Source organism: Clostridium lamae, from assembly GCF_033043255.1.
In the GTDB taxonomy this organism is placed as follows: Bacteria; Bacillota; Clostridia; order Clostridiales; family Clostridiaceae; genus Clostridium; species Clostridium lamae.
Genome location: NZ_JASCQJ010000030.1, coordinates 23,577 through 41,806 on the forward strand (window position 1 = coordinate 23,577; position 18,230 = coordinate 41,806).

The 18,230-nt window shown below is 27.2% G+C and carries 20 protein-coding genes; 8 read left to right on the top strand and 12 right to left on the bottom strand.

Annotated elements, in window-relative coordinates:
* Positions 1-15 precede the first annotated feature (15 nt).
* Entirely contained in the window at positions 16-489 is a 474-nt protein-coding gene (locus QK892_RS13235; protein WP_317274012.1) for a glutathione peroxidase, read from the bottom strand.
* 307 nt (positions 490-796) lie between these two features.
* Between QK892_RS13235 and QK892_RS13240 the strand changes: the two genes are divergently transcribed.
* Positions 797-1,381, top strand: a complete 585-nt coding sequence (locus QK892_RS13240; RefSeq protein WP_317274031.1) for an NAD(P)H-dependent oxidoreductase — start codon at positions 797-799, stop codon at positions 1,379-1,381.
* A gap of 49 nt (positions 1,382-1,430) precedes the next feature.
* On the opposite strand, the gene QK892_RS13245 is transcribed toward QK892_RS13240, so the two are convergent.
* The gene (locus QK892_RS13245; protein ID WP_317274013.1) at positions 1,431-3,770 is read right to left on the bottom strand and encodes a glycoside hydrolase family 31 protein; all 2,340 of its coding nucleotides are present in this window, start codon (positions 3,768-3,770) and stop codon (positions 1,431-1,433) included.
* 483 nt (positions 3,771-4,253) lie between these two features.
* Between QK892_RS13245 and QK892_RS13250 the strand changes: the two genes are divergently transcribed.
* Positions 4,254-6,071, top strand: a complete 1,818-nt coding sequence (locus tag QK892_RS13250) for an LTA synthase family protein (RefSeq protein ID WP_317274014.1) — start codon at positions 4,254-4,256, stop codon at positions 6,069-6,071.
* A 68-nt stretch (positions 6,072-6,139) separates the two neighbouring features.
* Here the strand turns inward: QK892_RS13250 and QK892_RS13255 are convergent, their stop codons facing one another.
* The 4 genes from QK892_RS13255 to QK892_RS13270 form a co-directional block, all read right to left on the bottom strand.
* Complete coding sequence (locus tag QK892_RS13255; protein WP_317274015.1) at positions 6,140-6,844, bottom strand: hypothetical protein; 705 nt, start codon at positions 6,842-6,844, stop codon at positions 6,140-6,142.
* Between the two features lie 329 nt (positions 6,845-7,173).
* Positions 7,174-7,521 carry a hypothetical protein gene (locus QK892_RS13260; RefSeq protein ID WP_317274016.1) on the bottom strand — a complete coding sequence of 116 codons (348 nt, stop codon included), beginning with the start codon at positions 7,519-7,521 and terminating at the stop codon, positions 7,174-7,176.
* A gap of 114 nt (positions 7,522-7,635) precedes the next feature.
* Complete coding sequence (locus tag QK892_RS13265) at positions 7,636-9,141, bottom strand: carboxypeptidase M32 (RefSeq protein ID WP_317274017.1); 1,506 nt, start codon at positions 9,139-9,141, stop codon at positions 7,636-7,638.
* A gap of 169 nt (positions 9,142-9,310) precedes the next feature.
* Complete coding sequence (locus QK892_RS13270; protein WP_317274018.1) at positions 9,311-9,514, bottom strand: DUF1657 domain-containing protein; 204 nt, start codon at positions 9,512-9,514, stop codon at positions 9,311-9,313.
* A gap of 190 nt (positions 9,515-9,704) precedes the next feature.
* Here QK892_RS13270 and QK892_RS13275 point away from each other — a divergent pair, with 190 nt between their 5' ends.
* Genes QK892_RS13275 through spoVAE form a run of 5 tightly spaced genes read left to right on the top strand, consistent with a single transcriptional unit; the run spans position 9,705 to position 12,647 of the window.
* Positions 9,705-9,911 (top strand): DUF1657 domain-containing protein, encoded by a 207-nt coding sequence (locus QK892_RS13275; protein ID WP_317274019.1) that lies wholly within the window; start codon positions 9,705-9,707, stop codon positions 9,909-9,911.
* Positions 9,912-9,924: 13 nt separating this feature from the next.
* Positions 9,925-10,785, top strand: a complete 861-nt coding sequence (locus QK892_RS13280; RefSeq protein ID WP_317274020.1) for a DUF421 domain-containing protein — start codon at positions 9,925-9,927, stop codon at positions 10,783-10,785.
* A gap of 10 nt (positions 10,786-10,795) precedes the next feature.
* Complete coding sequence (gene spoVAC / locus QK892_RS13285) at positions 10,796-11,275, top strand: stage V sporulation protein AC (RefSeq protein ID WP_317274021.1); 480 nt, start codon at positions 10,796-10,798, stop codon at positions 11,273-11,275.
* A complete protein-coding gene (gene spoVAD, locus QK892_RS13290; RefSeq protein ID WP_317274022.1) occupies positions 11,276-12,277 on the top strand; it encodes a stage V sporulation protein AD in 1,002 nt (333 codons plus the stop codon).
* A gap of 16 nt (positions 12,278-12,293) precedes the next feature.
* The gene (gene spoVAE, locus QK892_RS13295) at positions 12,294-12,647 is read left to right on the top strand and encodes a stage V sporulation protein AE (RefSeq protein ID WP_317274023.1); all 354 of its coding nucleotides are present in this window, start codon (positions 12,294-12,296) and stop codon (positions 12,645-12,647) included.
* Positions 12,648-12,866: 219 nt separating this feature from the next.
* Here spoVAE and QK892_RS13300 read toward each other — a convergent pair whose 3' ends face one another.
* From QK892_RS13300 to QK892_RS13315, 4 genes are all read right to left on the bottom strand, one after another.
* Positions 12,867-13,241 (bottom strand): hypothetical protein, encoded by a 375-nt coding sequence (locus QK892_RS13300; RefSeq protein WP_317274024.1) that lies wholly within the window; start codon positions 13,239-13,241, stop codon positions 12,867-12,869.
* A 183-nt stretch (positions 13,242-13,424) separates the two neighbouring features.
* Positions 13,425-14,711 (bottom strand): uracil permease, encoded by a 1,287-nt coding sequence (gene uraA / locus QK892_RS13305; protein WP_317274025.1) that lies wholly within the window; start codon positions 14,709-14,711, stop codon positions 13,425-13,427.
* Between the two features lie 191 nt (positions 14,712-14,902).
* A complete protein-coding gene (locus QK892_RS13310) occupies positions 14,903-15,406 on the bottom strand; it encodes a hypothetical protein (protein ID WP_317274026.1) in 504 nt (167 codons plus the stop codon).
* 24 nt (positions 15,407-15,430) lie between these two features.
* A complete protein-coding gene (locus QK892_RS13315) occupies positions 15,431-16,327 on the bottom strand; it encodes a ParA family protein (protein WP_317274027.1) in 897 nt (298 codons plus the stop codon).
* A 170-nt stretch (positions 16,328-16,497) separates the two neighbouring features.
* Here QK892_RS13315 and QK892_RS13320 point away from each other — a divergent pair, with 170 nt between their 5' ends.
* The gene (locus QK892_RS13320; RefSeq protein ID WP_317274028.1) at positions 16,498-17,124 is read left to right on the top strand and encodes a phage antirepressor; all 627 of its coding nucleotides are present in this window, start codon (positions 16,498-16,500) and stop codon (positions 17,122-17,124) included.
* 52 nt (positions 17,125-17,176) lie between these two features.
* Here the strand turns inward: QK892_RS13320 and QK892_RS13325 are convergent, their stop codons facing one another.
* Positions 17,177-17,686, bottom strand: a complete 510-nt coding sequence (locus QK892_RS13325; RefSeq protein ID WP_317274029.1) for a ferritin — start codon at positions 17,684-17,686, stop codon at positions 17,177-17,179.
* Positions 17,687-17,810: 124 nt separating this feature from the next.
* The gene (locus tag QK892_RS13330) at positions 17,811-18,020 is read right to left on the bottom strand and encodes a hypothetical protein (RefSeq protein ID WP_317274030.1); all 210 of its coding nucleotides are present in this window, start codon (positions 18,018-18,020) and stop codon (positions 17,811-17,813) included.
* Positions 18,021-18,230 lie beyond the last annotated feature (210 nt).

An 18,230-nucleotide genomic window follows, 5' to 3' on the forward strand; every position in this document is an offset into this window, starting at 1 on the left:
ATAGATGTATATATTTTATAGCATTTTTTCTATATAATCTTTTATTTTTACTAGAGATGTTGTTGGAGAATATCTTTTTACAACATGTCCCTCTTTATCAATTAGAAATTTAGTAAAGTTCCATTTAATATCTTTCGTTAATAACCCTCTTCCTTCTTCTTTCAAATATTTATATATGGGATGAGTCTTACTTCCATTTACATCTATTTTCTCAAACATATTAAACGTAACTCCATAATTTATTTGACAAAAATTTTTCACCTCTTCATTATCCCCAGGTTCTTGATTTAAAAATTGATTACATGGAAATCCTAATATTTCTAATCCTTTATCTTTATAGTCTTTATAAAGATCTTCTAAATCGGCATATTGAGGAGTAAATCCACATTTGCTAGCTGTATTTACTACTAAAACTACCTTTCCCTTGTATTCATTCATGCTTACTTCTTTTCCATCAATATCTTTTGCATTAAAGTCATAAAAATTCATACAAAATCCTCCGCATTTTTACATTTATTAAAATTTAATTTTATTCAACTAATTTATATATATTAATAGTATATCCATTTATTTCTTTAGTCAACTATATCAATAAAATATACATTATAAATATACTTATTAATTTTATAAACACTTTCAGGAAAAAATATACTATACATGTATTTTGTATATTATAATAGAATTTGTAAATATTATAATATGATTAATAAGGGAGGTTTTTTATATGAATAATACTGAAATATTAAATGCTTTAAATAACAGATATGCTTGTAAAGAATTTAATAAAAATTAAAAAATCAAAGATGAAGATTTAAATTTAATTCTTGAAAGTGGCAGACTATCACCAAGTTCAATTGGTATAGAGCCTTGGAAATTTCTTGTTATATCTAATGAAGATTTAAAAAATGAATTATCTAATGTTACTTTAGGTGGAAAAAAACAACTTCCTTCCTGTAGCCATCTAGTAATTCTTTTAAATAGAACTCCAAATGACTTAAAGGCAGACTCTGAATATTTAACTAAGTTATTTTATGAAGATAAGCACTTACCAAAAGAAGTTGCAGATATTATGTTAAATATGATTAAAGGTGTTAATGATATTAGGTATAAAAATGATGTTAATGAAATGAACCATTATTCAAGAGAACAAGTATATATTGCACTTGGTACAATGTTAACTACTTCTGCTTTAATTGGAGTTGACTCTTGTGCAATAGGTGGATATGATGCTGAAGCTGTTACAAAAATATTAAGTGATAGAAATCTTTTAGATCCAAAGCACTTTAATATATCTTGTATGTTGGCTTTAGGATATAGAAATGAAAATCCTGCACCTAAAACTAGAAGAGCATTTGATGATGTAGTTGAATTCGTTAAATAATATTAAAATAAATGCTAGTAGATTTCTTAATTCTACTAGCATTTGCTGATTATATATTAATTTCTACAACATTATTATTTAAGGTAACTTCTTCATCATTTAATATTACTTTCTTATTTGATTTTAAGTTGGTTATTATAAATTTAACCTTAGTATATTTATTACTGTAATTATTTTTATTAACTAAAAATCTTATATTAATATATTCTTTATTAGATACTATTACTTCATATTCATTATATATTCCTTTTTTATAATCGAAGCTTTCTCCATCATCAATATAATGAATATATCTAAACTCATTTTCATCCTCTCCTAAATATATATTTAAGATTAGTTCATCATTATCTTTTTCCCCAATATAATTTTGTTCTATACCAATTGGAATAATTGAATCTGCTCTTATAAATATAGGACAAATATCCAAAGGAGATTCTTTTATAATATACTGTCCTCCTTTATAGCTTTCACCACTCAAATAATCTATCCACATATCTCCCTTTGGTAAGTATACAAGTTTTTGTCTCATTCCTTGCTCTACTACTGGAGATACTAAAATACTTTCTCCACAAAGGAACTCATCATTTATTTCATAAGTATTTTTATCATTTTGATACTCAAATAGAAGAGGCCTAATTATAGGAGCACCAGTATTTTCACACTTCCACATTAAATCATATAGATATGGAATTAATTTATATCTAAGTTTTATATACTTCTTATTAATTTCTTCTGTTTCTTTGTCAAAAGTCCATGGCTCTTGATCTCTAGTTCCCATTGCAGAATGATTCCTAAACAACGGAGTAAATACACCTACTTGAACCCATCTACTTAATAATTCTCCAGTACAGTCATGTCCAAATCCTCCAACATCTGTTCCACAAAAACTCATTCCACTTAAACCTAAATTCATTAACATAGGAATTGACATTCTTAAATGTTCCCATGTACTTTGATTATCTCCAGTCCAAATTGTTGAATATTTTTGAGTACCTGCATAACATGCTCTTGTAATTACAAAAGGTCTCTTATTTGTATTTTCTTTTATTCCTTCATAGGTAGCTTTACTCATCATATGACCATATATATTATGAATCTCTTTATGTGTAACCTCTACTCCATCTTCATTAAAAACAACATCAGCAGGTAATGGACCATTAAAGCTAGCTGGTTCATTCATATCATTCCATATTCCTGAAATCCCAGTATCAACCATAATCCTTTGGTTATCTGCCCACCATTTTCTAACTCTTGAATTCATAAAATCAGGATATACAGAATCACCTGGCCACACTTTATTTTTATAAACTATTCCATCCTTATCTTTTGCAAAGTAATCATTTTTAAGTCCTTCAGAATATATGCTATAATCTTTATCTATTTTGACACCAGGGTCTATAATTGTAACTACTTTAAATCCCATCTGCTTAAGTTCAGAAATAAATTTCTTAGGATTATCAAATTTTTTATTATCCCAAGTAAATACCCTAAAACCATCCATATAATCTATATCTAAATATATTGTATCACAAGGTATCTCTTTTTCTCTGAACGCTTGTGCTATTTCTAAAGCTCTTTCTTTTGGCGCATATGACCATCTACATTGCTGATACCCTAGTGTCCATAATTGAGGAAGAGGTGTTTTTCCTGTAAGACTTGTATATTCATTTACTACATTTTTTACTTCTGGTCCATATATAAAGTAATAATCTAAGTTTCCTTCTACAGCTCCAAAGTAATAATACATAGAATTCTCTTTTCCCATATCTAAATGAGTTTCAAAATGATTGTCAAAGAATATTCCAAATGCATCTTTATCTTTTATTGATATTAAAAATGGTATTGATTTATATAATTGCTCAAAAGTTTCCCCATGAGGATTCGGATCATCTGTATTCCAATTTCTATAATGATATCCCTTTTTATTTAAAGAGCCTGTTCTTTCTCCTAAACCATAGAAATACATATTATCTTCCATCGTCTTAGCAACACAAACTTTCAAGTCTTGATGTCCATTTAAATTATGACCTTCTTCAGCTGCAAGCTCAAGATTATTCCCCCTTCTTATAAATGGACTTCTTTCCCCTCTATAATCTCTACACAATACATTTCCACTTCTATCGTATATATCAACTTTAAACTCATCATTTATTTCTATAATTAAACTCTTCGTTTTTATAATAATACTGCTGATTTTTTCTTCTACAGAAAAGTCTGTATGTTTATAATATATGTTTTCTATTGCTTTTGATTTTCTTTCTTTTCTATAAAATGGAACAAAAAAATTAATAACCTTATCATTAATAATACTTATAGTAGTTTCAATTTTTTCATACCTCAATGTAATTACATTACTATTTACTTTATGTCCTAATAATCTTCCTAACATAATATCACCTCTGCACTTAATAAAATCGTTTTCTTAACCTTTATATATATTATAAAAGTCTTAAGAAATATTATTTCCTTAAGACTAATGTAAATTTATTTAAATAAATCCTTTAAAACTTCTTTCCCTTCATTATTTATCTTAATTACTTTTTCATTATTATTTATGTTTTTTAACTGTTTTTTATACCGAGCATACAAATAATCAATATAGCTTAAATTGTCGTTAATAGCTGAACAAAATATAAATATTATCATAGGGGTTAGCTTAGGGACTTTCCATAGTAAAACTCCTTTTAATTATCAATAATACATTATATTTTTTTTGTATCATTATTGTTATAGTTTAATAAAGCATTATTTTAATAAGAGACTAATAATTATTAGTTTCTTACTTTTTATTTACTTATTACTATAAATGTAGCCATAGTTATTAAATTAATATAAAATAATAAAGTCAAGATTATTTATTGGAGGAACACATATGAAGGATTTTTTTAAAAAGCTAATTTATAATAACTGGCTCTTTATATTAATGGTTTTAATAATACAAGGAAAATCAATGCTTTTACTTTCGATGTTAAGAACGACAGATTCGTCAAGCATTGACTTTTCAACGATGTACTTTGGTAAGCCGGTAATTATTGGTCACTTACTAATAATAGTACTTATTTTTAGTATAATCTATTTATTCAAATATAAAGGTAAAATTAAGGCAGCATTAGCCATTAACCTTATTATTTCAATTTTATTTTTATTAGATATTTGGTACTACAGAGCAAATGGTACTTTTTTATCAATAAGACATATACTCCATCCAGAAATATTTAATCCAATAGGAAAAAGTTTATTTAATTTTAGAATAGTAGATTTATTATTTTTTATTGATTTTGTAGTTTTCTTTGCTTTATTTAGATTTAACAAGATTAGAGAATTTAAAGATAATTCTAAATTCACTATAAGGATAATAAAAGCTGTAAGTATCTTTTTATTAAGTGGAGTTATGATTTATTTAACTCATTATTATACAGATATAAAAGGAGCTTCTGGTAAATCATTCTTAAGCTTATCATGGGCACCATATCAAACATTTAGTGATATGAGTCCATTAGGATATCATGGTTATGATTTGTCTTATTATACAGGTCTTGACAAAGAATTAACTTCTTCAGAAATAGAAGAGATTGATAGTTGGTTTGAATATAATGATGAAAATTTAGAAGATAATGAATATGCTGGATACCTAGAAGGTAAGAATTTAATAGCCATACAAGTAGAATCCCTAGAGAACTTTGTTATAAACCAAGAAGTCTATGGACAAGAAATTACACCTACATTAAATAAACTTCTATCAAACAGCTTATATTTTGATAATATTTATGAACAAAATAATTCTGGTACAAGTTCAGATGCAGATTTACTTGTAAATGCTTCAGTATATCCACATAGAGCTCTTAGAACTTTTCTAACATATCCTTGGGTTGAATATAATAGTCTTCAAAAATTATTAAATGATGAAGGATATACTACAATATCAACTCATGCAGAACTACCGGGAAGTTGGAACTGGGCAGAACCACATGTAAAGTTTGAAGCAGATGAACTTTGGGAATTAAAAGATTTTAATGTTGATGAAATTATAGGACCAGGTTTATCAGATGAATCATACTTAAAGCAAGTTTCTGATAAACTAAAGGATGTACAAGAACCATATTACACTTTTATTGCTACTTTAACTAGTCATGGGCCTTTTGAAATTCCAGATGATAAAAAACTGTTGGATTTACCTGAAGAATTAGATGAAAATATGTTAGGTGCTTATTTTCAGAGTATAAGATATACAGATGAGTCTATAAGTTTATTCTTAGAAGAATTAAATAAAAATGGACAACTGAATAATACAGTTATAATGATTTATGGTGATCATGGTGGAGTTCATAAATTCTATGAAGATATGATTACAGATGCACCACTTGAAGGTGATTGGTGGAAAGTTAATCAAAGCAAAATACCTTTTATTATATATAATAATTCTATAGAAGGTACAACAATTTCTAATGCAGGTGGGCAAGTTGACTTTTTACCAACCATATCATATTTATTAGGTGTAGATAAAGATAAATTTATGGATACTTCTATGGGGCGTATTTTAGTTAACACAAATAGAAATTCAACAATTTTAAATAGTGGCGAAATAGTTGGTACTCCTAAAGATCAAAAAGAAGAGGCACACTTAAAAGATATATTTAAAATTGCAGATAATATTATTGAAGGTAATTACTTTAAATTAAAAAATAATTAAAAAAAGGAAGACTATCATTGTAAAATGTCCTTGACTAGAGTCCATTTTATTAAATGATAGTCTTTTTTTTATCTGAATTTAATATATGATATAACAATAACAGAAAAAGCTATAACTAATATAGATATAGGGATTATCATATCATTAGTCCCACCTAGGCCTAAACTCTTTTCAATACTAGAATTTTCTTTTACATTTTCTATAATATTTCTATTTTTATTTTCTTCTTGTTTTGTATTGTCTAAATCATCTTTATTAATATTTGAATCATCATTAATAATCTCTTCTTTACTATCTGCTATATCTTCATTATCTATATTAGCTAATACGTCCATACTTAAAAGCTTTGTATTATTTTTGATATCGCTAAAATAACTTTTAATCTTACTTACATTACCACTGAATATAGAATTGCCGCTACTTTTATCTTTAAGTGTAAAATCTCCATTTTTTATAGAAAAATCTATATTTAAGTTTAGTGAGTTAGCCATAGCAGTAAAATTTCTATATATTCTAATTATATCTGTTATCTTATATTCTTTAAATGCAGTCTTTCCTTTTACATCTTGAGATATGGTTTTACTTTTTTCAGATATAAACTCAAGTTCTTCTTCGGTTAATTCAAGTTCATTAATATAATCAATTAGAGTTTCAATACCTAAATTAGTTTCTATAACTTCTTCAGCAGAATTTGCTGAAACTCTTATTTGATCAAAAATTAGAAATACAAATATACCAAGCACTACTAATAATATTTTACTATTTGTTTTCATATCAACACCCCCTGCTTATTAGAAGTATAGACAGTTTATCCATAATATAATCAAGCATATAATAAAAATCTCCTAAACATTAAGCTTAGGAGATTAACCGTTCATCTTCCATTATTTCCCAGTAAATAACAATACTATATTCTAATAATCTTTAGCTGCACTAACAAGTATTTAAAGTTTATTACCAGCCCATTCCTCTAAGACTAACTTTATAGATCTAGTCATTTCCTTAGAAAACTTTGATTTTACTTTCATATTAAAGTGATATTGTGCATAGTTATCAGCTTTATACTTATTCTCAGAAACAAATAATTTATCTCTATCCTTTTTTAATTTAGTCTTTGGATTATTTCTAACCCATATTTATTTAATATTTCTAAATCAATATCTTTTTCAAATTCAATCAGCTGACTTAAAATTATATTTCCCTCAGTTTTATAACTTAATATCTTCCCTTTAGCTTCATCTTTAAAATCACTCCAAGTCCAAAGATGAGCAGTGCCTTCTATAGCTCTAATTTCATATATATAGTTATTAGACATTAGAATATATTGAGATAATAGTAGCCTTCTATTCTTTTTATCATAAATATATTCCTTAGAATATGTTTTAATACAATCTCTTTTTTCTTTATCTAAATTTAAATAATTAATATATATTTCTTTAAACTTTCCCATTTAAGTGCTCCATAATTATATTCTTTATAATTATTATAGCATTTATAAATCAAATTTTCTTCATATAAAAAGCTACTGTAAAAGAATCACACTTCTATTACAGTAGCTTTAGCTTTATTCTACATCATAAATCTTATAATATTTATTCTTTAAATAATCTATAAAGTATTTAGGATTTAGTTCTTCTCCAGTAATTCTTTTTATAAGCTCTTCTGGAGTATAAATAGCACCATGCACATGCACCTTTTCATTTAACCATTTAGTGATTTCAGTTAAATCTCCATTTTTAACTTCTTCCATTACATTTGGTTTTTCTTTTAAAAGTGTATTAAACATTTGTGCACCATATAAGTTTCCTAATGCATAGCTTGGAAAATATCCAAAAGATCCATCTGACCAGTGCATATCTTGAAGAATACCCTCTTTATCATTTTTAGGCTCCACTCCTAGATACTCTTTGTACTTCTTATTCCATAAATCCTTAAGTTCATTTACAGTAACTCTTCCATTAATTAATTCTTTTTCAATTTCATATCTAATTATAATATGAAGACCATAAGTAAGTTCATCTGCCTCTGTTCTTATTAATGATGTTTCTACATAATTCATAGCTTCATAGAATTCATCTAAAGTAACATCTTTAAAGTCTTCAAAATACTTCTTAGCTACAGGTAAAAGATATGAGCAGAATTCTTTACTTCTTCCTAAGATGTTTTCATAGAATCTTGATTGAGATTCGTGAATTGCCATTGAAGCTCCTTGTTGTAATCTTGTTGCTTCTAAGTCATCACTAATGTTTTGCTCATAAATACCATGTCCACCTTCATGTATTGTGCTAAATAAAGCAGATGTAAATTCATCTTCATGATAATTAGTAGTTAATCTTACGTCCTTATTACCAAAGTTAATTGTGAATGGATGAACACTTACATCTAATCTACCAGCATCCATATCAAAACCCATTTTTTCTAATATAAATAAAGATAAATCTTTTTGCTTATCTGCATTGAAATGTCCATATAAGAAATCACGATTCAATTTCTTTTTGCTTCCTTTAACTTTATTTAATACTTCAATTATACCGTCCTTTAATTCTGAAAAAATCTTATCTAGCTTTTCAGTAGTAAGTCCTAATTCATATTTATCTAATAAAGTATCATATTTATCATTTTTATATCCCCAGTAATTAATAAATTCCTTCTGGAATTCAACTACTTTTTCTAAGTAAGGCTTAAATATTTCAAAATCACTAGCATCCTTTGCTTTTTCCCATGCTAATTGTGAGTTACTACAAAGACCTACATAAGCTACATATTTATCTTGAGGTATTTTTTTTGTCTCATAATAATTCCTTTCTAATTCCTCAAGAATTCTTTTTTCTGTATGATTCATTTCATCTTTATATTTAGTTAAATCTTTAATAAACTCCTCTACCTTTGGACTAGTAATTATTTTAAAGGATTCACCAGATAGATATTCCAAAACCTTTCCTCTTGATTCACCAGCTTTGCTTGGCATATTGGTTCTCATATCCCAATAAGTTAGAGCAATAGCCTGCTCTAGTCTTTCATATTGCCCTAGATAATCTTTCAATTCATTTATTTTTTCTTTTAATCCCATGTCTTTTCCTCCTTATTTCAAGTTTAACTTAATATTAATATACCATATTTTAGGTATATATAGAAATAATTCATATTGATTATCAGGAATTAAAAATTTAAATATATTCAAAAGAGACATTATGTAGATTTACTCTATATAATGTCTCTTTAAATTCTTACTTATAATACTATTTATTATATTGTGGTTCTTGTTGTTTTACAAAATCGAGCCTGGATTGAAGTGATTTCTCAACACTATCCATAGTGGTTGCAAGTTGATTAAACATTTGTTTAGCTTCTTGATTGTCTGTATCTAACGAAAAAGTTTTCATATCTGCTGCTAGCCCTTTAGCACTAGCTAGCGCTGTTTCTAATTTGGTTCCTGTTGGCATAATAATTCCTCCTAATTAATTTCATTTTCAAATGTATTCTTTTTCATTACCAAATTAAATATTCATATTATATAATGTAAATTTTCCCTTAGTAGAGTCAATGAATAATTTTTATTAAGTAATGAATTAAAATACCTTATAAAGGTTAAAGTAACCTTATAAAGATTTTAATATTAACGGAGGTTTTTATATGACTGCCATTGCAAAAGTAAAACAAACCTTAGCTACTTTAAATGGAGCAGAAGCTACCTTAAGAATGTATTATGTTCAAGAGCAAAATAAAGAAGCTAAAGATATCTTTAGTGAAGCTTTAAAGGAAATAAATAAAATTAATATAGAATTACATAACAGAATAGGATTTATGGAACACGAGGAACCACAGTATAAGGGCAACTAAATGAGGTGAAATAATGGACACTTGGTTAATTATATTTTTAAAATCGATATTTTTATTTTTTATAGCAATAGTAATAACTAAATATATAAAGAGAAAGACAATATCTAGGGCTACTCCATTTGACTTTATTTCATATTCTGTTATTGCAATTATAATTTCACTAATGTCTTTAAATATAATAAGTAACTTTTATTTTGGATTAGTCGCATTAGCTGTTTGGGCATTTATGCCTCTAGTTTTAGATTATTCTGAAATGAAAAGCAAAACTATCTATAACATTTTACATGGAAAAGAAAGAGTTTTAATTAAAAATGGAAAGATAATGGAAGACAACTTATCTAAAGAAAGAATTACAGGACAAGAGTTTTTACAGCAAATGCGTTCAAAAAATGCCTTTAGTTTAGCAGATGTAGAATTTGCTCTTATGGAATCTAATGGAGATATAAATATTAGTCTTAAAGCTGATAAGAAACCTGTTACCTCTCATGATTTAGGTAAAAAATCAGGTGATAAGTCTGAACCACAAGCAGTAATTTTAGATGGAAATATTTTAAATGAAGGTCTTACTAATGCAGGATTAAATAAAGGATGGCTAACTACTCAATTAGAAATGCAAGGAGTATCTCTTGAGAACGTATTTCTTGGTCAAGTTGATTCATCTGGTGACTTATATGTGGATCTTTATGATGATATGATACAAGTACCTAAAGCACAAGTTAAAGAAATGTTATATGCAAGTATTCAAAAATCAGTATCGGATCTTATGTCATACTCGTTAGACACTGATAATATAGATGCTAAAAAGATGTACTCTGAAAATTCTAAAAAGTTAGATGAAATCTTAAAAAAATTAGAGCCATATTTATTACGTTAGAGGTGAATTTATGTCAAATATGAAAAAGAAAAAAATGACTACAGCACAACAACAATTTGATGCATTAGTCAAAGATATTGAACCAAAAAGACCTATATTTAAAAATTGTATAAGAGCATTTCTAGTTGGAGGCGCTATTTGTACAATAGGTCAAATAATTCAATGGATATTTATGAATTACTTTAGTTTTGATGAAAAAACTTCAGTATCTCCTACATTAGTAGTAATAATATTCTTCGCTGCCCTATTTACTGGTCTCGGTGTTTTTGATCATTTAAGTCAATGGGCAGGATGTGGAACAGCAGTCCCTATTACTGGATTTGCAAACTCTATTGCATCTGCTTCAATGGAACACAAAAGTGAAGGTTTAGTACTTGGAGTAGCTGGTAATATGTTTAGATTAGCAGGGGCCATTGTTGTATATGGTGTTGTTTCTGCCTTTATAGTAGCTACTATTAAAATGACAATACTATGGTTGGGGGGGATGTAAATGCTTAAAGGTCATCAATCTTGGATTTTTGAATCAAAACCTACAATATTATCTTCTGCTGCTGTAGGTGGTCCATTTGAAGGAAATGGAGCTTTAGCAAATGATTTTGATATTATTACTGAAGACCTATGGGTTGGGCAAGATAGTTATGAAAAAGCTGAAAAAGCTATTCTAGAACATGCTTGTCACAGAGCAATTCAAAAAGCAAATTTGAAAAAGGAAGATATAAATTTTTATTTTAGCGGAGATTTAATGAATCAAATAATATCAAGTAGCTTTTCTGCTAGAACCCTAGGTATTCCTTATTTAGGTGTATTTGGAGCTTGCTCTAGTGCTATGGAAGGATTAGCATTGGCTGCTCAATTAATAGACAGTAAAGCTGCAAAATATGTTCTTACATCAGCAAGTAGTCATAATGCTGCTGCTGAAAAACAATTTAGATATCCTACTGATTATGGAGTTCAAAGACCTCCTACAGCTCAATGGACAGTTACAGGAGCTGGTGCTGCAGTAGTTTCCGAAAAAGGAAATGGTCCTAAAGTAACATCTGCCACTATAGGAAGAGTTATAGATATGGGTATATCAGATCCATATAATGTTGGACCTGCAATGGCACCTGCTGCTGTAGATACAATTGAAGCACATTTTAGAGATTTAAATATAGATGCTACATATTATGACTTAATTGCCACAGGTGATTTAGGAAAAGTTGGTCATGAAACGGCAAATGCATTATTCAAAAAACATAACATTAATATGCCAATAGATATATTTACGGATTGTGGTCTTTTAATATATAAAAAAGAACAACCAAGTTTTGCAGGTGGAAGTGGATGTGGATGCTCTGCTAGTGTAACTTATGGACATTTTTTAAATCGTATGCGTAAGGGAGAACTAAAAAAAATATTAGTAGTTGCAACTGGCGCACTATTCTCTCCTATTTCTTTTCAACAAAAAGAAAGTATACCTTGTGTTGCTCATGCAGTATCTATAGAAATGTAAAAGGGTGTGATATATTATGGAAAAATTTATTTTTGCCTTTATTATAGGTGGTATAATTTGTGTAATTGGTCAACTATTAATGGACACTTTAAAAATCACCCCAGCCCATACAACTTGCACATTAGTTGTTATTGGTGCAATTTTAGGTGGATTTGGTTTATATGATCCTTTAGTAAAGTTTGCAGGCGCAGGAGCCTTCGTTCCAATAAGTAGCTTTGGAAATACTCTTGTAACTGCTGCAATAAATGAAGCAATGGAATTCGGTTTTATAGGTCTTTTTAATGGATTATTAAAAACAGTAAGTGCTGGAGTATCTTCTGCAATAGTGTTTGGTTTCTTCACAGCAATGATATTTAAACCAAAAGGATAAGAAAAGAACTAAATATCATTTTCGTTGCTCCGTCGCAGGCTCCAAGTCGCCCTCATATGATATTTAGTTCTTCATAAACTGAAGGTAATAATTCCTCATTTCATTCGAAATTATGAAAATTATTTGTATAGTTACTTTTATAGAATCAAAAAATAGAATACACCTCAATAGTTAAATACTCATTTCTAACTTTTGGGGTGTATTTCTATTCAGCTTTTTTTAGAATAATAGTATAAGGTCTATTAAACTGTTAGTATATATAATTAACTCATCATAATTTAGAGGATTTATTGTTTCTAAGATTCCATTTAAATTATATTGATAATCCTTTAAGTACTTTAGTAAATAAATCTTACTATTAGTATATCCTTGAGCAAACTTATCATTTTCAAGGCCTTCAATTATATTATCTATTATAGTTTTAGACTTTAAAGCTTTATTGTTAATATAATCTAGTAAGTCTTCTTTGAAGATTTCTTTAAATACAATTTTTTCTCTCATCTCTGCAGTGACTTCTCTTAAATTATATATTTCATCATTTAAATCAACGTAATTCTTTTTACCTATTATTTTTTCTATTAACTTTCTATCCAAAGCATCCTCCTATAAAGATTTATATCAGTTCTAAATTTATTTTACTATATTCCACAAATGATTTCATCATTTATAACTCTTGTTAACCTTAACTAGCTAAAAAGCAATAAACCCTCAGTAATACATTTATGCATTCTGAAGGCTTATTGTGATTTTCCTTAGTGCTATTTATTAAATATATGATTAAGGTTCTTCATTCATAATTCCAAGCTTATCAAATATTATAAATGCTAAGTTTAAAGCAATTCCTACTACAGCTGCTAATCCCATTCCTTTTAACTCTATAACACCTATACTTAATTTAATACCACTTAATCCTATCATGAAGATTACTGATGTAAGTATTAAGTTTCTTGATTTTGAAAAGTCCACTTTTTCTTCTATAAAGGTTCTAAGTCCAGATGTAGCAATAGTTCCAAATAATAATAAGCTAACACCACCTACTACTGGAGTTGGAATTGTACTTATTATAGCTGAAAGCTTACCTGAGAATCCAAGTATTATTGAAATTATTCCTGCTCCGCATATTACATATACACTATATACCTTTGTTAATGCCATAACACCTATATTTTCACCATATGTAGTTGTTGGTACTGATCCAAACATACCTGAAATCATTGTTGATATTCCATCACCTAACAGTGATCTATGAAGTCCAGGATCTTTTGATAAATCTTTACCTACTATGTTACTAGTAACTTTTAAATGTCCAATATGTTCAGCTAATACAACAAATGTTGCAGGAAGTATAGTTAATATAGCTGTAATATCAAATTTAGCTAATTTTATTTGTGGTGATGTAAAGAAAGATGCAGAGCTTATAGCATTAAAATCTACTAATCCCAAGATACAAGCTGCTATATAACCAACTACGACCCCTATTAAAATTGGTATTACCTTTAAAAAGCCTTTTAATAATACATTACATAATATAACTGTTATTAATGTAATCATTGAAACTGTAACCCAAGTCATATTAAGCTCTGGTGAATTTGATCCTCCAACGGGGAATCCTGCCATATCTGCTGCTGTACCAGCAAGTTCTAAACCTATTATAGTGACTATTGCCCCCATTGCTGCTGGTGGAAATAATTTATTAATCCAGCCTGTACCTGTATAACCTACTATAATTGCTACTATTGAAAAAACAAGACCTGAAATTACAAAACCACCTTGTACAGTTTGAAAACTATACCCTTCACTAAATAATAAGAACGTTGGTGCTAGAAATGCAAAACTTGAACCTAAATATGCTGGTATTTTTTTCTTTGTAAGAAAAGCGTAAAGTAATGTGCCTATTCCATTAAAAAATAATACTGTTGTTGGATCAATGTTAAATAAGATAGGAACTAGAATAGATGCTCCAAACATTGCAAATAGATGTTGAATACTTAATGGAATAGCCCTCCTCATTGGAACTTTATCGGTGACATCCACCATTAATACTTCTTCTGATGTGTTTTTCATATTATTATCCCCCTTCTTAGTTTCGCTGAACTAAATTAAAAGCATTTTTTAGAATATACCACTTTTTTTTATTAAATACAACAATTTTCGCATAAATATATAAATTATTTGCACATAATAAGAAAATAACTCATATAAATATGCATTTATTACTATATTTTCATAGGAAATCCTATTTATCACTGTAAAAATTATATATACTTTTTAAATGCCTCTCCTTGTTTCATAGCTTTTATATAACTAATTATATTATTATATATTTCTTCTTTTTTAATCTTTATAAACTTTTTGTTTCCATTTAATAAATAGTAAATTAAATTTAAATCTATTAAAGTTGTTGATTTCAATATCTCCTCTTTACTTTTACTTTCAATAAATTCAACTATGTCTAACTTATTATTAAAATTATTGTATTTTAATTTTATTCCACTAATTTTCTTAAATTCCTTACTATCTAATAAATTTATAGTTTCTATAAACGATTGTTTATTGGAACTCTTTATATCTTCCTCATCCTTTATATCAAGCTTTAATCTCATGTCCTCTAGAGAAATATCACTATATAAGCTAATGTAATTAATAATTTTATCAATATCTTTTAATTGAGAATTAAGATTTTTACATCTAATAACCTTTAGTATTTCACAATATTTAGTCATGATAGTAATAATATCTTTTACATATATATTTTCCATATTTACCTCTCAATTATTCTCTTTTTATTCAATTAAATTAATTATTTCATTAGTTAAACTTTCATATTCACTAACAATATTACCTTCTGCTGTATTTCTCGCAATATCTTCATAGTTTTTAATAATAGAATCAAATAAATAAGGACCTTTCCCTTTAAACTTTAATACTGTCTCTACATTTGAAGTATCTAACATAGCATTTAATTCATTTAATACACTATTATTATTAACAGATCCTTTTTTCAACGTTTGAAATATCCCTAAAAACTTTGACTTTTCTCCAAATAATAGCCTTGCAATATCTGCATTTTTATATTCTTCACAATACTTCTTATATATTCTTTCTATAGTTTTTATATAATGAGCTACTCCCCTTATACTTATAGCTTGTACAATTGTTGGAATTATGAAGTAGTCTGAAAGCAAAAATGCACCTTGAGTTATAATGTTATTACTAGGAGGACAATCAAATAATATATAATCATAGACATTATCTAATCCTTGTTTTTGTATAAACTGCTGTAATACAGCTAAGTCCTCAAAATCATCTTTCAATCTCATTGCTATCTCATCTAATCCTCCACCGCTATAAAAGATATTAGATGGAATATAATCTAAGTATATGTTTAATTCTATTGGAATTCTTTTTATTAGGGTATCATTATTAAAATTAAACTCTATATTTGGATATTCTTTTGTTTTTATCCATATATCATATATATAATTTAAACACTCATTAATTTTAAGATCATCTAAAGTATTATATTTACCTATGCAAATTTCACTTAGTGAGCATTGTGGGTCTAAATCAATAAGTAATACTTTTTTACCTGTTTTTGCGATATGCATACCAATTTGATATATACTTGTTGTCTTACCAACTCCCCCTTTATAATTTCCAACAAAGATTTTCTTAGCCATTATAATCTCCTTAAATATATTTATACCTTTATATATATTTATTTTTTATTATTTTTATGAAAAATTAAAAATCATTCATTCACTTACGTATATAAGAGATAGAGAATAAATTTTGTAAATTAAATGTGACTAAAATATCTAAATATATAAGTAATATGGAGGGTTAAATAATGGAAAACTTATTGGTTTTTAAGAATGATACTTTTGGCGAAATAAAAATACTTATTTTAAATGGAGTTGAATACTTTCAAGGGAAGCCATGCGCTTTGATTCTAGGATATTCAGATCCAGTTAAAGCTATAAAGAATCATACTAATAACTATTTTAAACACAAGGTAGAAACTACAGGAGGAGTTAAAGATGCCTTTTTTATAACAGAAATTGATTTATATAAACTCATAGTAAATTCAAAGCTGCCTTATGCAGATAAATTTGAGAAATGGGTATTTGATGAGATTATTCCTAATATAAGATCTAAGAATAAAGTGAAAATAAAAGAAGAGGAAATTAATCAAAATGATTTACTTATTCCTATAACTATTATAGCAAAAGACTATGGAATGTCTGGATTAAAGATGAATAAACTGCTTAATTCATTAAAAGTACAATATAGATTAGGTAATAAGTGGGTCTTATATCAAGATTATGCTAAGGGTGGATATACTCATTCTAAGACTATTAATACTTCTAGTGGAAAACCCGTAGTTGTAACTTACTGGACAGAAAAAGGAAGAGAATTTATATATAGAATTTTAAAGGAAAAACTAGATATTATTCCTCTTATAGAAATTAAGTAGAAAATCCATATCAGATTAATTAATCTTAATCTGATATGGATTTTTTATGTAACTAATTATTTGTAAGTGGAGTATATACTCTTGTAGCTAACTCATCATCCATTAAGTAAAGTCCTGCTGGATTCTCTATAACTCTTCTTACTCTCTTTACTAATGTATTGAAGTTATTTTCTTCTTCAACTTGCTCATCTATAAACCATTTTAATAAGCTTATAGTAGAATGCTCTCTTTCTTCATAAGCAATGTCAGTTAATTCATATATCTTTTTAGTAACTAATTGTTCATGCTCATAGCCTTTTTCAAAAACATCAATGATTCCATCATAATCTGCTCTAGGCTTATCTACTTGCTCTAATGTAACTGAACCATTCTTTTGATATACATAGTCATATAATTTCATTGCATGATCTAATTCTTCCTTTGCTTGAACTCTAAAGAAATTAGCAAAACCAACTAAATCTATAGATTCACAGTATCCAGCCATAGCAAGATATGTATATGAAGAATAAAATTCAAAATTAATTTGATCATTTAAACCTTCTAATAACTTTTTACTTAACATATAATATGTTCCTCCTATATATAAACAGTATCTCTCTTATATTCTATACCTTTTTCATGTCTTTTCCAATATTATAGTTAACAAATTTAATACAAAATATTCTTTAACGCACTTTCAACTACACTTATTTTATTATTTGAATAATTTTATAATTTATAATAAATTCAATATTTTTTACTAATATTTTTTCTACTTCTGCTTTAACAATGTTTACTTTTCTATGTTTTATCTTTAAAGTTTTAAAATTTTTATAAGCTTCAATTTCATTTAACCCACAATAACCAATATCTTCGTCATATGTATCAATATCTGTTATAACTAAAAACTCTACCATTTTGCCCTCCCAATATTGATTTACATATAATTTTTATATTATAAATCACTTCCATTATTTAAATTTATTAAAATACCTTTTTATATCTATCCCAAATCCTCTTCTATATAACATAATACTATATATTTATTATATCTATTATTTGCCACTATTTACAACTAATTTTATACAAATAAAGAACTATTTTATAACTATAAAATGCGTATTCTT

What these genes read in the sequence shown, in the direction of transcription:
- QK892_RS13235 (WP_317274012.1), bottom strand. Translation starts at nt 489, where the DNA reads ATGAATTTTTATGACTTTAATGCAAAAGATATTGATGGAAAAGAAGTA.
- QK892_RS13245 (WP_317274013.1), bottom strand. Translation starts at nt 3,770, where the DNA reads ATGTTAGGAAGATTATTAGGACATAAAGTAAATAGTAATGTAATTACA.
- QK892_RS13250 (WP_317274014.1), top strand. Translation starts at nt 4,254, where the DNA reads ATGAAGGATTTTTTTAAAAAGCTAATTTATAATAACTGGCTCTTTATA.
- QK892_RS13255 (WP_317274015.1), bottom strand. Translation starts at nt 6,844, where the DNA reads ATGAAAACAAATAGTAAAATATTATTAGTAGTGCTTGGTATATTTGTA.
- QK892_RS13260 (WP_317274016.1), bottom strand. Translation starts at nt 7,521, where the DNA reads ATGGGAAAGTTTAAAGAAATATATATTAATTATTTAAATTTAGATAAA.
- QK892_RS13265 (WP_317274017.1), bottom strand. Translation starts at nt 9,141, where the DNA reads ATGGGATTAAAAGAAAAAATAAATGAATTGAAAGATTATCTAGGGCAA.
- QK892_RS13270 (WP_317274018.1), bottom strand. Translation starts at nt 9,514, where the DNA reads ATGCCAACAGGAACCAAATTAGAAACAGCGCTAGCTAGTGCTAAAGGG.
- QK892_RS13275 (WP_317274019.1), top strand. Translation starts at nt 9,705, where the DNA reads ATGACTGCCATTGCAAAAGTAAAACAAACCTTAGCTACTTTAAATGGA.
- QK892_RS13280 (WP_317274020.1), top strand. Translation starts at nt 9,925, where the DNA reads ATGGACACTTGGTTAATTATATTTTTAAAATCGATATTTTTATTTTTT.
- spoVAC (WP_317274021.1), top strand. Translation starts at nt 10,796, where the DNA reads ATGTCAAATATGAAAAAGAAAAAAATGACTACAGCACAACAACAATTT.
- spoVAD (WP_317274022.1), top strand. Translation starts at nt 11,276, where the DNA reads ATGCTTAAAGGTCATCAATCTTGGATTTTTGAATCAAAACCTACAATA.
- spoVAE (WP_317274023.1), top strand. Translation starts at nt 12,294, where the DNA reads ATGGAAAAATTTATTTTTGCCTTTATTATAGGTGGTATAATTTGTGTA.
- uraA (WP_317274025.1), bottom strand. Translation starts at nt 14,711, where the DNA reads ATGAAAAACACATCAGAAGAAGTATTAATGGTGGATGTCACCGATAAA.
- QK892_RS13310 (WP_317274026.1), bottom strand. Translation starts at nt 15,406, where the DNA reads ATGGAAAATATATATGTAAAAGATATTATTACTATCATGACTAAATAT.
- QK892_RS13315 (WP_317274027.1), bottom strand. Translation starts at nt 16,327, where the DNA reads ATGGCTAAGAAAATCTTTGTTGGAAATTATAAAGGGGGAGTTGGTAAG.
- QK892_RS13320 (WP_317274028.1), top strand. Translation starts at nt 16,498, where the DNA reads ATGGAAAACTTATTGGTTTTTAAGAATGATACTTTTGGCGAAATAAAA.
- QK892_RS13325 (WP_317274029.1), bottom strand. Translation starts at nt 17,686, where the DNA reads ATGTTAAGTAAAAAGTTATTAGAAGGTTTAAATGATCAAATTAATTTT.
- QK892_RS13330 (WP_317274030.1), bottom strand. Translation starts at nt 18,020, where the DNA reads ATGGTAGAGTTTTTAGTTATAACAGATATTGATACATATGACGAAGAT.